A 13,826-nucleotide genomic window follows, 5' to 3' on the forward strand; every position below is an offset into this window, starting at 1 on the left:
CCCTCCTTTTATAAATAATCCGCGTTTGGCAGCACTTGCTGGCTGCGGGTTGTGAGCAATTTCTCCCATTCTTCGATCGTTGGGCGTTCAGCCAATTCCACGAAAGTCACCTCTGCCCCTTCACGGCGCCATTGTTCCACCAATGTCATGATCCTTACCGAATCTAGACCACGATCGAGCAAATCCTCTTGATCTGTAATGTCTTCCGGTGTTTCTTGCAGAAGCTCAGCAATTTGTTTACGGATATTCTCACATGTAAACACTTCTTTTTTGCCGGTGTTTGCTGACGTTTTTTGAACGTCTGCCGGCGCGTTCTGCAGCTGATCAAGAAGACTGTCAGTCATCACGGTAAATGCACAGCGCCCAGCCGCATAGTCCAGCGCCATTTGATGTTTTTCTAACGAAAAATCAGCAACTGCATCTCCCACAAAAAAGGCTTTTATATCCTCCATAAATGCCTCACATGCTGTAACGAGACAGCCAATATGGGCGTAAATTCCGGTAATGACCAGCTGATCGCGTCCCTCTTTGCGCATAATGTCAAGCAGGTTCGTTCTCTTAAACGCGCTGTATCTCCATTTTGTCAGCACAAGATCATCATTCTCCGGTGCCAGCTCGGGTATAATTTTCTCCTCATAAGGACCGCTGTTTAATCCCGGGCCCCAAAAGTCTGTCAGCAGCGCCCGGTCAGCCGGATTTTGGCTTCCCGGCTGCGCGGTATAGACAACAGGAATCCCAAGCTGAACACATTGATCCTTCAGCTTTCGTATATTCGCTGAAAGCTCTGTTACCGGAGACGCTCCAGCTGTGAAAGCATCGACAAAATAGTTTTGCATATCGTGTATTAGCAAGACAGCCCGATTTGGATCAGGCACCCATGATACTTTGTTTTGGGGCATATCAGACGCTGTCGGCATTTGATACGGCTGAATGGCAGGTATAGCCATTTGAACACTTCCTCTCAAATTGTTGTTTTATTTTTTTGCCCCTGCAAGAAGCTTCTCAGCAATGGCTTCACGAAGGGCCTTTTTGCTTACCTTTCCTACCCCTGTCTGCGGGAAGGATTCGACAAATTCTATACGGTCGGGAATTTTATATGCCGCCAGTCCGCGCTCTCTCAAAAAAGCTTTGAGCTCTGCGGATTTCGGGGCTTCATCCCGGGGAATAATGAACACACACGATCTTTCGCCAAGAAATTGATCAGGCATGGAGACCATTGCCGCATCATGGACAGCCGGGTGCGCCAGCAAATGATTTTCTACCTCTTCAGCCGCAACCTTTTCTCCTCCACGGTTAATTTGGTCCTTCGCACGTCCTTCAACGACAATATAGCCGTCTGGTGTCAGCCTGACGATATCACCCGTACGGTAAAAACCGTCCTCAGTAAATGAAGCAGCATTATGCTCTTCCGCCTTATAGTAACCTCGAATTGTATACGGTCCCCGCGTTAGCAAGTGGCCTGCTTCACCAGGTTTTACATCGCGATCCTGATCATCCCAAACACGCACTTCATCATATGGGGACATCGGTTTTCCTTGGGTATTGACAATGATCTCCTCAGGGTCATCCAATCTCGTATAATTGACAAGCCCCTCTGCCATTCCGAACACCTGCTGCAGCGTGCAGCCGAAAACAGCTTTTACCCTTCGCGCGGCTTCAGCATTGAACTTGGCACCGCCGACCTGCAGCACTTGAAGGCTGGATAAATCGTCACGGCGTGAGGATGCCGCATCCATCCATACCATCGCAAGAGGCGGAACAAGAGCGGTTATCGTGACCTTTTCGCGTTCAATCAAAGGAAATGCGTCATCTGGACTTGGAGAAGGAGATAAAACCACTCTTCCTCCAGCGTATAATACGCCGAGAACCCCCGGTGAGCTCAGCGGATAATTGTGCGCCATCGGCAGAGCGGCCATGTACACCGTGCTGTCGTCGAGCCAGCAGACCTCGACACTCCGCTTCAGACTGTAAATGTAGTCGTCATGAGTCCTCGGAATCAGTTTCGATAGCCCGGTGCTCCCGCCAGAAAGCTGGAGGAACGCCACATCTGAAGATTTGACTTCAGGCAGTTTTACAGGTTCTGTATGCAAATCGTTCAGCGGCAAAAATTCCTCTGCCTCACCTGCGACAATGACGTTTTTCAACGTCGGCAACTTGCTTTGAACCTGTCTGGCAAGTGAACGGTAGTCAAAACCAGAATAAGAATCGGGAATGATATATGCAGCCGCTTCCGCAAACTCGCAAAAGTATGTAATTTCACTGCTTCGATGAGAAGGCAGCGCAAAGACTGGAAGCGCCCCCAGGCGGAAAAGCGCGAAAATGACTTCAAAAAACTCTTTGATATTTGGCAGCTGCACCACGACACGATCCATCTGTTGAATGCCAAGCTTCTGAAATCCGGCAGCCAGACGATCAACCCTTGTGTCAAGCTCGTGATAGCTCCAATGGGTGTTCCCGCATGTAATCGCAATGCGATCGCCATATTTGGCTGCCCGGTCTCTTAACAAATCTCCAAACGTCTCGCCGGCCCAGCAACCATTCTTTCGATAGGTCTCAGCTAATTCATCAGGCCAAGGAGTAAATCCTTTCAGCATATTGTATCCCTCCAGCAATCCATTCTGTTCATATGTGATCCACGCCCATTGCCCGCAGCATTGTCCGAAACTTTGCGGATGTCTCCTGAAGCTCGTCCTCTGGCTTTGATCCGGCAACAACACCAGCTCCTGCATACAGGCGGAGTGAGCGATCTTCCGCCTCTGCACAACGGATCGTCACAATCCATTCTCCGTCACCCGCATCGTCACACCAGCCGACCATGCCGGTAAAGAAACCGCGGTCAAACGGCTCAATGCTGAGAATCGCTTCTCTTGCAAGATCAGTCGGTGTTCCGCAGACCGCCGGCGTCGGATGAAGTGCCGCCGCCAATTCAAGTGCGGTTACAGATGGATCGGAAAGCTCTCCCTTAATCACGCTGGACAGGTGCCACATCGTTTCTGTTTTGATCAGTGAAGGCTTCTCCGGAACCTCTAGCGTCCGGCAGAAAGGCCTTAGCGCTGCCGCAACTGCGTCAGCCACAACCGCGTGCTCATGAAGATCCTTTGCGGAAGCAAGCAATTCAGCTGCCCGGCGCTGGTCTTCAACAGGATCATCACTGCGCGGCCTTGAACCGGCTAATGGATTGGAAACGACCTGAGTTCCCATCCTTGAAACGAGAAGCTCCGGACTTGCACCGAGCAATGTTCGGCGGGGAGATGTTTCCGCCTGACTGGACACGTCCGCGGCAAATGTGTAGCCATGCGTGTTATGCTGAGCCAAATGGCGAAGCAGCTCATCCGTCTGAATCGGTTCAGGCGATGTCAACTGCAGCGACCTGGACAGAACGATTTTGCTGAGTATTCCATCGGCAATGCGTGCCAGCCCTTGTTCCACACCATTTTTATAATCCTCCGGTGCCGGAACAGGCTCTATGTGATATGTATGCTCACATTGCTGCTCCTTCTCCGCATAGTCAAATTGAAGCGGTTCTGACCAGCGAACTTCCTCAGGAACAACGAGCCTCGCTGCTTTTACTTGATCAAATGGAACGGCCCCGACAACAAGCGGACGGCTTTGCCCCGATCGCTTTGCCTGACGCAGCGTCTCAGCAATACGGACAGAAAGGGTTTCCATTTGATTTTGCCCGTCTGCCCCCGGTACGATTTCACATATGCCTTTCGCTAACAGTACGCGATGAGGTGAAGCTAAGAAAAAAGCACCCGGCTGATACTCACGAAGCAAATGCTCCGCTTTTGTTTCTGGTATTACGTTTTGTTCCAACATTCTCATGAACCTCCTTTAAATTCAGTTACACGCCTAACGTCGCGCCGCCATCTACGCATAAATTATGCATCGTAATATGCCCTGCCTGGCCAGAAACCAAAAAGAGCACTGCATCCGCAATATCCGAAGGCTGGGCTAATTTTTTGAGCGGGATCCCTGTTTTAAATGTCTCAAGTGATCCTTTTATGACTTGCTCCGCTCCATTCTCATCGGCCCATAATGACCACTGCATGTCTGTTTCCGTTGATCCGGGAGAGACGATGTTGCAGCGAATATTGTATTCTGCAAGCTCAAGGCCAAGGCATTTCGTAAACATCACAGCCGCAGCCTTTGAAGATGCATATGCCGCCATAGATGTTCTTGGCACACCCGCAGCATTTGATCCGACCGTTACGATCGAACCAGATCTCCGGTCCATCATATATTTGCTGACTGAACGCGAGGCGTTAAATACGCCAGTCGAATTCACTGAGAACGTCGCTTCCCATTCCTCATCACTAAGCGAATGGATGAGACCCGGGCGAAGGACACCCGCTACATTCACCAAAATATCAATCGGCCCCATCTCGCGTTCGATGCGCGCCGTGATCTCGTCAATCGCCGCGCTGTCTCTCACATCCGCAGGAAAAGCTTCCGCATGGTGCCCTTCCGCTTTGAGGCTGTTCACAACCTTTTCCAGCTTTTCTGGATTATAATCAACTGCCGCAATATGTGCGCCTTGACCGGCAAGCGTCCGCGCAACAGCTTCACCTATCCCTTGGGCTGCCCCTGTTATAAAAGCAATTTTGCCCTTTATATCCGTTGCATTCATATCATCAATTCCTTTCTTCACTCTAGATGCCGAACAGACATCCAGAGAAAAAGACTGCCGCACTTTGAAAAGCGCAAACAAATGATAATGATTATCATTATCAATTATAAAAATAATCATATCCAAATGTCATGTGACAGTCAAATATAATTTCAGTGACAACTATTTTTTAGAAGCAAGGCTGAGTATGTCTCAGCCCATTGAAAGATGCGGACCATCAGGATGAAGCGCAAAACGCAGCGCCCGGCTGACCAAAACAGGAAGAACCGAAATATGGCCTTCTCCTGAAAACTCGCAAAATTCTGCCCGTACACCTTGTTCAGATAAAACGGCCAGCCGCTCGTAAAGCTCCCTCGCATTGTCGTTCATCCGGCTTTTATGATGCTGCTCCAATTCCCCTGCGGCAAGCAGGATATTGATAGGCTGATTGTTTTTCTTAGTGAGGGAGGCGAAATGATCCGCTCTCTCGAGAATAAACGGTTTATTCCAATGAATGGACGGACTTCCCGCAATATAAGTTTGAAACGCCTCCGGCTTTGTTAACAGCACCTGCAGCACGAAAAGCCCGCCAAGCGAGTGGCCAAAGATTGTTTGTCTGTTTTTGTCAATCTGGTAATCTCGTTCTATCTCCGGTTTCAGATCCTCCTCAATAAACCTGATAAAGCTCTCTGCTCCGCCATGCTCCGGCCATTCTTTGCCGTCGGGCCGTTCCGGCAGCTTCGATTGGGCTGTCGGCATTGTAAAATCCCGGTGACGTGCTGAGGAAAACGGCTCCGCTGTCTCATAGCCAATGCCGACGATCACTGCAGGAATTACCCCTGTTTTTTCAGGTCGTCGCCCCTGTATTCGAACGGCTTCCGTCATCGTTCCAAAGACAGAATTGGCATCCAGCAGATAAATCACAGGATAACCAGCGGGTGGCGGCGGCGTATTCGGTTTCGAGATAAAAATATGATAGGTACGGTTTTCAATGCGAGAAGACATCATACGCACTTCCGTACCAGGAATCGTATATGCGTTTGGTGTTCCACCTTTCGTCCAGTCTGTTGTTTGCTCTTTCATGCAGTACGACATTCCTCTCCTTAAACTAAACGCAATATATGATAATGATTTTCACTATCAACTAGACAACTCAAATAATAGGTTTTCTTCCAAAGAAAGTCAACTTTTTCCCGAATAAAAAAGGCACCTGTATCAAATAAGGTACCTGCAGACTATCAATATGGAAATAAAAACCTGATAAAGATGCGGATGGTCCTGTTTAAAATAGAACCTTAATCCCATGTAAATCGTTGATTTTGCCATGGATCCCCTCTCATGTGATAGCCATTCCGCTCCCAAAAGCCTGGATGGTTTTCTTTTGTAAATTGGATGCCGCGCAGCCATTTGGCGCTTTTCCAAAAATACAGATGCGGAAATACACCCCGCAGCGGGAAGCCGTGTTCAGGCGTTAATGGCTCGCCATTATGCGCATAAGCCAGAAGGGAAGTTTCCGCTAAGAAATCATCAAGCGGCAGATTGGTCGTCCAGCCTTCTTCCGCATGTAAAATAACGTAGCCAGCTTCTTCTTTCACACCCGCTTTTTCCGCTATATCACGAGCGCGCACGCCTTGCCACACATTATCAAGCCTCGACCAGCCCGTGACACAATGAATGTCATTTTTCGATTCGTACTTCGGAAAGGCTTTGACATCTTCAAAGCTCAGCAGCATCGGTTGGTCAACCAAACCATATACTTGAAGATTCCATCTCGTCATATCTTCGTAATATGGGACACTTCCCGTATGAAGCACAGGAAATGAAGTGGTGACATTTTGATTTGGGGGCACTCTTCCAGATTGATCGGACTGTTTTGTTTTTCCAAAATACATATGGAACCCTCTCTTTTGTTAACCTTGTTTTAATTTATGTTGACAATATTTCCGTTCTTTATTACTCTATGATTGTGTATGTAAACCTAAGGGGGACAACTATGAAACAACGTAAACTTCGCGCGGCCGATATGGCGCTGATCGGCATGTTCGCCGCACTTATGGCTGTCGGAGCCAATCTTACCTCAGTAGCACCCTTTTTACAAGTTGCCGGCATTCCGCTTTCGATGCAGCCGTTTTTCTGTCTCTTGGCAGCCTTGCTTCTCGGCAGCAAACGAGCAGCGATTGCCATGATTGTATATGCACTTGTCGGATTGGCCGGAGCGCCTGTGTTTGCTCAATTTTCTGCAGGCTTCGCACCGTTTGCAGGGAAAAGCGGAGGGTTTATTATCTCATACATCCCGGCAGCATTTGCAGCGGGATGGTTTTTAGAACGAAAAATTCAGCCAAGCAAAATTCGATTTCTCATTGCTTCACTTATCGGAACGGCAATCATGTATATCATCGGCACCACCTATATGTATCTTGCACTGAAGCTGTGGATTCATACGCCGGTAAACTACGGCACAGCTTGGGGCTTTATGACTTGGTTTATGGTAAAAGACACGGCGCTGGCTGTCATACTGGCGTTTATCGCACCAGGGATCTACCGGTCTATTCATAAAGCAACCGGCTTTAACAGAAATCACATATCGTCCACGTAAAAACCGTTCTATTGGAACGGTTTTTTTATGATAACGAGAAAAGGCTCCCCAGTAAAGGGGAGCCTTTTTCCTTATAAAACAAGCGCTGCAATCCATCCAAAGATAATAAGCGGGATATTATAAAATACAAAAGTCGGCACACAAGTGTCCCAAATGTGGTGATGCTGGCCGTCCGCACTTAAACCTGAAGTCGGTCCAAGCGTACTGTCGCTGGCAGGTGAACCGGCATCGCCAAGCGCAGCAGCTGCCCCGATTATCGCAACCGTTGCCATCGGGCTGAATCCGAGCTGCAGGCAAAGAGGCACAAAGATCGTTGTGATAACAGGAATCGTCGCAAAAGAAGATCCGATTCCCATTGTAATGAACAAGCCGACAATGAGCATCAGCAATGCACCCACTAACTGACTGTGCCCCATGATGCCAGCTGCTGTTTTAACCAGTGACTCGACATCTCCGGTTTTCGTTAATACGTTTGAAAACCCGGCTGCAACAAGCATGACAAAGCCGATAAAGGCCATTAAGACCATTCCGTCAGTAATCAGCGAGTCCGCTTCATCACGCTTCATCACACCGCTGACAAACAGAATAACCAGACCTGCCAGCGCCCCCATAATCATCCCTTCTACTCCCAAAGTCTGAGATAAGTAAAGCTGGACGCCGAGTGACACAACGATGGCAAGCACCGCGATAGCCAGGCTTTTTTTCGTATATGGAGAAGAGCTCGCACCAGATATTTCTTTTGTTTCATATGTTTTCGGTTTACGGAATACGATGATTGATAAAATCAGACCTACAACCATACCTGCAACCGGAATCATTAACGCATAAGGAATATCACCGAGAGATACGTTTAATCCGGCATCTGCCATATTATCCTTGAGCATTCCCTGGAAGATTTGGCCGAAACCAACCGGCAGCACAATATAAGGCGCCGTTAAACCAAAAGTGATCACACACGCAATCAGACGGCGGTCCATTTCAAGTTCATTAAAGATTTTCAAAAGCGGCGGAATCAGTACCGGGATAAACGCGATGTGAACCGGAACAACGTTTTGGGAAAAACAAGATACAATTAAAATAATCAGCACAATCAGCACCTTAGACAGTGCTTTTTTGCGAGAATCTTCTTTATTTCCGATTAATTTAACGGAGGCTTCCACCATTGCGTCCGGAAGACCCGTTTTCGTCAAAGCGGCGGCAAACGCGCCAAGCATGGCGTAGCTGACTGCAACGGTGGCATTTCCGCCGAGACCGTCTGTGAAAGCTTTAACCGTTTCGCCAAGACCGAGCCCGCCTGTTAACCCGCCGGCTAAGGCGCCTATAATTAATGCGATAACAATATTGACACGCAGCAGGCTTAATACAAGCATAAGCAGGACTGCGATGACGACTGCATTCATGATACCCCTCCAAAAATCCTTTAGTTTGCTAATGTAGTAGATAAATAAAGTACGAACGTATCGTATCATAACCGATCCACTTTAGTCAACTAAAGATTTTGGAAGAAAAAATCCCCGCCGCAAGATGCAGCAGGGATTCATCATTATTCGCTTTTCTCTTCTTCCAATGCAAATCGCTCCGCAAGTGTAGCCAATGTTCTTGCCATAACACCGGTAGCCCCGGACGGTCCAAAGCAGGTCGCTTTATTGGCAGTCGCTGTGCCCGCAATATCAAGATGAACCCAAGGTGTTGACTCAGCAAATTCTCCAAGAAACGTTCCTGCCATAATCGCATGTCCTTCACGCCCCGGCGAGTTGCTGAGATCCGCCATCTGGCTGCTTTTTACGCGCTTTTTATCCTTCTCTGTTATCGGCAGCTGCCAGATCGCCTCGCCACACTCTTGTGCGGCATCAGCTACCTGCTGGTAAAAGCTTTGATCATTTGTCATTGCGCCGGTTGTTTCTGTTCCTAATGCCACAACGACGCCGCCGGTAAGCGTAGCCACATCAACAAGAACTGATGCGCCATGCTGTTTCGCGTATGTAATGCCATCTGCAAGCACGAGCCTTCCTTCAGCATCTGTATTGAGGATTTCAATTGTTTTTCCGCTTAAAGATACGATCACGTCATCAGGCTTCATCGCCCCGCCAGAGATCATATTATCGGTTGACGGAATAACGGCCAGCACGTTTTGCTCGGGACGAAGCTCTCCGATCGTTTCCATAGCGCCGAGAACCGCAGCAGCTCCCCCCATATCTGATTTCATGCCGACAATTCCAGATTTCGTTTTAATGGAGTAGCCGCCTGTGTCAAATGTAATCCCTTTCCCGACAAGTCCGACGACATCTTCCCATTCCTTTTTGCCCTGATATTTCAGCACAATCATTTTCGGCGGTTCGGCAGAGCCTTGGTTTACCGCAAGTATTCCGCCCATACCGAGCTCTTCCATCTCTGATTTCTCCAATATCTCACACTCAAAATCATATTTTGCCGCAAGCTCTTCTGCATATGAAGCGAGGTCAGTCGCGGTCAGCATGTTTCCTGGCATATTCACAAGCGTTCTAGCCGAATTTGTCCCTTGTCCGTATGCCTGGCCGACGCGAAGCCCCGCCTGCACTTCCTGTGTATCTTCATCTGTGACAGCATATACGGTTTCAATTTGTTTGTCAGGCTCATTTGATTTGTGCTTATAATCCTGTACCTCATAGGAAGCAAGCAGGCAGCTCTCAGCTAATGCATGAGCGGCATCGGCTGGAGGCACATCTTCCGAAATAAACGTATCAAGCAGGACAGCTGCTTCTTGTTTTCGGTCTTTATGAATAGCCTGAAAAACATGAGCAAAACGCTCCTTCGCCTGTTCAAACGTAAAATTTGCTTTTCTTCCCAGACCAACGAAATAAATTCGTTTCATACCCGCAGAAGCTGGGGGGAATACTTTTGATACTTGATTCGGTTTCGCAGAGACATCACCATCTTTTAAAAGCTGTGTCAGATGGCCTTCGAGCATTCCATCAATTTCCAACGCTTTTCCTGTCAGCTGGCTTTTTTGAAAAAGCCCGACCACAAGGGTTTCTGTATGCTCTAATTGCTGTACCGCATAAAACATGAGGCTTACACTCCTAACGTAATGGGTATTTGTAATGAACAATGGTATAATAGGAAAAACATTCTTTCCACTACACTTATTTTATCAAACAACAGTCTAAGACTTGCTTTTTTCTTTTGAAACACGAAGGATTTTTCAAATAGAAAGGATGTCGCCGATGGAACTTTTAACGAATTTTCCTTTATTATCAAGCCTGGCCGCAATTATTTTTGCTCAGGTCATCAAAGTGCCCATACAGTATATCGTGTCCAGAAAACTGGACTGGTCGCTGGTCACAAGCACAGGCGGCATGCCGAGCTCTCACTCCGCAGCGGTCACTGCGCTTTCTACAGGCGTAGCCTTGGAGCATGGATTAGGCTCCTCACTCTTTGCGGTTTCTGCCATTTTCGCCGTCATCACCATGTTTGACGCAACTGGCGTCAGACGTCACGCCGGTGAGCAGGCAACAGTCATTAATAAGCTTGTCATTGATTTTAACCGTTTTGTTAATGAAGCAAAGGACTTCCCTAAAGCTGAAGAAAAAGAAAAACAAAAAAAGCTGAAAGAGCTTCTCGGACATCAGCCGATCGAAGTCTTTTTCGGAGGCCTAACAGGTATTTTACTGACATTAGCACTCGCTTACTTTTTCATGTAAAAAACGCTCCTGCTTTCGCTGGAGCGTTTTTATTCTTTCACCGTTTTATATTGATTTCTGAACACTTGCAAAGATTTTGTTTCATTGAGCTTCTCAAGCTCATCCTCGGTAATCTTTCCCGTTCCCTTTTTAATCACATATACATCAAGGGTTTTTTTGCCCCATTCATTGTATACATCTTTGACGGTTTCAAAGTACAAATCAAGGCGGTTTCCCTTAATAGCCGATCCGGTGTCAGCTACAACTCCGAGACCGTAATTCGGAATGAATAAAATCGTGCCGATCGGGAAAACCGACGGGTCGGCAGCAACCGTGGAATACAGATCCCGTTTCACTTTCACGCCTGAATATGTAAGCCCGTATAATGGATCACCGGGATTTTTTCCCGTCGATTCAGCTCCTGCAGTATAACCAGTTGCTGTTACTCTTTGGGCCGGATACTCATCCCAGTCAAATGCTTCTTCTAAGGGTTTTGTTTTATCCTTAGCCGCGGACGTCGTTTGTGTTTGTTTCTGCTGCAATGCTTTTAATGTCAGTCCTGCATGCTTCAAGTGCTTTTCTTGATGTTCCTGCACCCATTTTGACAAGTCCTTCGCTTCGATTCCTGACACTGATAAAAATGTCGTGCCAAATGCAAGCAGAAATAAACAGGTCATCAGCAAACGTCTGATCATATTCAACATCATTCACCTCTCCTCCGAATCATTGTTCCCAAGCGGAGAGAGCATTATTCAAAATGATGAATGAGCGAACATACAAAAAAAGCTTTCTATAGAAGAAAGCGGCAGTTAAAACATTTGATATCCTCTTTTTCTGAGCATATTGATCGCTATCCCTGACACAATGGCGCCGGCCAAACCGCTGGCTAAAATCAGCACATCGGCAGCCGCTAATGATAAGACACGATGAAACAGGCTGGCAAAGGATTCTCCCGGCGACTGGACATAGCTGACCAGCTTTTCTTTGCTGATAATGAAAAGGCATACAACCGGATAAATCACAGCCATAATCCAAGACATTCTCAGCAGCATGTTTAATAAGAAACCGATTCCAAAAAACAAAACAAAAAACAAAACAATTGAGATGATTACGACTGGCAGACTAATCAACCTATTCCACCCCCCTGCGTTGCTTTTAGTGTAACGCGGGGGTGGAAATAAAGTCAACGTCTGGAAAATGAATGACTGTCTTTTCCTGTCCCCTGGCAAGACGGACAAGTCTCTGAACCGCCGAGAATCAATTGAAAATATCCTTTTCCTGAGCAAAATGGGCATGCATGTGAAGCGGTTGTCGTTGCAGTTTTCATCTGATCATCACCCTTTTTCTTAATTTTCTGATAATATAACATATCAGGCTGTCAACAATAAAGTCAGATCATGTGACAAATCTTTTCATGTAAGCGGAAACATACTTGTTTTCCTCTCTTTCTCTTTTTATTTTGGCGTTTTTTAATAAAGAAAACCCGCTTCCGCGGGTTTTTAGAAAAACTTGAACTTGCCTTTTTTCAGTGTCAGTCCGAGTCCGCCAATCATAAACAACGATCGGTTATCAATGACTTTTTTCATAAAAGAAGCCGGCGTGCCTTTTAGCTTTCTGCCATAAACAACCCCAACCGCGTTATGCTCGCCAAGAGAGGCCACTGTTCCCTTAATGTCCGGCTTGAATTCCTCAAGCTCTCCGCCTTTAATAAGCCTGCCAAGGTTTTTAGCGACCGTTAAGCCCTGCTGCATGGCAATTTGCGCAGTCGGCGGATATGGGCGCTCTGTATCTTCGTTCATAAACAGCGAGCTGTCACCGAGAATAAAGACATTGTCATGTCCCGGGGCGCGAAGATCAGGATTGACTTTCACCCGTCCGCGCATATTTTCAAAACCGGCTTCCTCTACAATCGGATGGCCGCGGACACCTGCCGCCCATACAACGGTTTGCGATTTGATCTGCTCTGGTTCCTCATCTTTTTTGCCGACTCTGACTCCTTCTGGTGTACATTCTTGTACAGCCGTGCCGATCTTGAACTCAATTCCGTTTTCCTCAAGATAATGTACGGCATAGTCAACAAGTTCCGGATCAAAGCCCGGCAAAACGGTCGGCGCTGCTTCCACACAAACGATGCGGACAAGACTTCTGTCAACGTCATACTCCTTACAGAGCTCCGGCACGCGAGCCGCCAGCTCGCCAAGGAATTCAATGCCCGTAAATCCGGCGCCGCCAACAACGATCGTTAACCTGTCCGGTCTTTTTTCCGCTTCCGTATTGTAAGTCGCAAACTGCAGCTCAATATGTTCCCGCAGCAGGCGCGACGTGTTGATGTTGGCGATCGGAAACGCATATTCTTTCAAACCTTTAATGCCGAATGTTTCAGGCACGGCGCCGAGCCCGATGACTAAATAATCGTACTGCAGTTCTCCATTCGCAAGCACAACTTTTTTCTCATCAATTTTGATTGCCGTTACGGTATCCTGTACAAAATTAACCCGTGACTGGTTGATTACATCTTTTATCTGATAACGGCAGCGGTCATGATGGAGCGTACCCGCGCTCGCTTCATGCATCCATGTCGTTTCATAATGATAATTGTGTTTATTTACAAGCGTAATGTCAGCATCATTCGGCCCGACATACTTCGTCAGCCTTGTCACCGTCATCAATCCGCCATATCCTGCACCTAAAATCACGATTTTGGGCTTATTCAATGCCATCACATCCACCTTCTCTTTTTTTGCTTTTGTTAGACCCATAATAAAATCATCATTTGTGTTAGCTTCAGCTTATTGGCGGGATTTTATGAAATATATTGAAAAGTTTTTTGTGAAGTCCTCACCCATAGCACTACTACCATGTTTATCCGGCTGGCTCAAGAAACATTCAGAAAAAGATCATTTCATTTGGTTATTATCGTAGCGGCCGGCGGAAATATTTTCAAGAATGGATGGGCGCGTTG

Annotated in this window: 14 protein-coding genes; 2 read left to right on the forward strand and 12 right to left on the reverse strand. The window is 47.3% G+C overall.

Annotation, left to right across the window (positions count from 1 at the left end):
- Positions 1-8: 8 nt before the first annotated feature.
- From MY9_RS16025 to MY9_RS16050, 6 genes are all read right to left on the reverse strand, one after another.
- Positions 9-947: an isochorismatase gene (locus MY9_RS16025; protein WP_014665216.1), complete on the reverse strand. Its 939-nt coding sequence runs from the start codon at positions 945-947 to the stop codon at positions 9-11.
- Between the two features lie 27 nt (positions 948-974).
- Complete coding sequence (locus tag MY9_RS16030) at positions 975-2,594, reverse strand: (2,3-dihydroxybenzoyl)adenylate synthase (protein WP_014665217.1); 1,620 nt, start codon at positions 2,592-2,594, stop codon at positions 975-977.
- 28 nt (positions 2,595-2,622) lie between these two features.
- Complete coding sequence (gene dhbC / locus MY9_RS16035) at positions 2,623-3,819, reverse strand: isochorismate synthase DhbC (protein WP_014665218.1); 1,197 nt, start codon at positions 3,817-3,819, stop codon at positions 2,623-2,625.
- A gap of 25 nt (positions 3,820-3,844) precedes the next feature.
- Positions 3,845-4,630, reverse strand: coding sequence for a 2,3-dihydro-2,3-dihydroxybenzoate dehydrogenase (locus MY9_RS16040; protein WP_041521529.1), 786 nt, complete (start codon positions 4,628-4,630; stop codon positions 3,845-3,847).
- A gap of 192 nt (positions 4,631-4,822) precedes the next feature.
- A complete protein-coding gene (gene besA / locus MY9_RS16045) occupies positions 4,823-5,692 on the reverse strand; it encodes a ferri-bacillibactin esterase BesA (RefSeq protein WP_041521416.1) in 870 nt (289 codons plus the stop codon).
- A 212-nt stretch (positions 5,693-5,904) separates the two neighbouring features.
- Positions 5,905-6,501: a sulfite oxidase-like oxidoreductase gene (locus tag MY9_RS16050; protein ID WP_014665221.1), complete on the reverse strand. Its 597-nt coding sequence runs from the start codon at positions 6,499-6,501 to the stop codon at positions 5,905-5,907.
- A gap of 101 nt (positions 6,502-6,602) precedes the next feature.
- Between MY9_RS16050 and MY9_RS16055 the strand changes: the two genes are divergently transcribed.
- Positions 6,603-7,205, forward strand: coding sequence for a biotin transporter BioY (locus tag MY9_RS16055; RefSeq protein WP_041521417.1), 603 nt, complete (start codon positions 6,603-6,605; stop codon positions 7,203-7,205).
- A 71-nt stretch (positions 7,206-7,276) separates the two neighbouring features.
- On the opposite strand, the gene MY9_RS16060 is transcribed toward MY9_RS16055, so the two are convergent.
- Both MY9_RS16060 and MY9_RS16065 read right to left on the reverse strand, forming a co-directional pair.
- Entirely contained in the window at positions 7,277-8,605 is a 1,329-nt protein-coding gene (locus MY9_RS16060) for a Na+/H+ antiporter family protein (RefSeq protein ID WP_014665222.1), read from the reverse strand.
- Positions 8,606-8,748: 143 nt separating this feature from the next.
- On the reverse strand, positions 8,749-10,251 hold the full coding sequence (locus MY9_RS16065; protein WP_014665223.1) for a leucyl aminopeptidase: 1,503 nt from the start codon (positions 10,249-10,251) through the stop codon (positions 8,749-8,751).
- Positions 10,252-10,408: 157 nt separating this feature from the next.
- Between MY9_RS16065 and MY9_RS16070 the strand changes: the two genes are divergently transcribed.
- Positions 10,409-10,885, forward strand: a complete 477-nt coding sequence (locus tag MY9_RS16070) for a divergent PAP2 family protein (RefSeq protein ID WP_014665224.1) — start codon at positions 10,409-10,411, stop codon at positions 10,883-10,885.
- Between the two features lie 29 nt (positions 10,886-10,914).
- Here the strand turns inward: MY9_RS16070 and spsC are convergent, their stop codons facing one another.
- From spsC to MY9_RS16090, 4 genes are all read right to left on the reverse strand, one after another.
- The gene (spsC, locus tag MY9_RS16075) at positions 10,915-11,571 is read right to left on the reverse strand and encodes a stationary phase survival protein SpsC (RefSeq protein WP_014665225.1); all 657 of its coding nucleotides are present in this window, start codon (positions 11,569-11,571) and stop codon (positions 10,915-10,917) included.
- Between the two features lie 102 nt (positions 11,572-11,673).
- Complete coding sequence (locus tag MY9_RS16080) at positions 11,674-11,994, reverse strand: YuiB family protein (protein WP_014665226.1); 321 nt, start codon at positions 11,992-11,994, stop codon at positions 11,674-11,676.
- 53 nt (positions 11,995-12,047) lie between these two features.
- Complete coding sequence (locus tag MY9_RS16085; RefSeq protein ID WP_015714640.1) at positions 12,048-12,191, reverse strand: YuiA family protein; 144 nt, start codon at positions 12,189-12,191, stop codon at positions 12,048-12,050.
- Positions 12,192-12,363: 172 nt separating this feature from the next.
- A complete protein-coding gene (locus MY9_RS16090) occupies positions 12,364-13,584 on the reverse strand; it encodes an NAD(P)/FAD-dependent oxidoreductase (protein WP_041521530.1) in 1,221 nt (406 codons plus the stop codon).
- Positions 13,585-13,826 lie beyond the last annotated feature (242 nt).

It is taken from the genome of Bacillus sp. JS, assembly GCF_000259365.1.
Lineage (GTDB): Bacteria > Bacillota > Bacilli > Bacillales > Bacillaceae > Bacillus > Bacillus stercoris.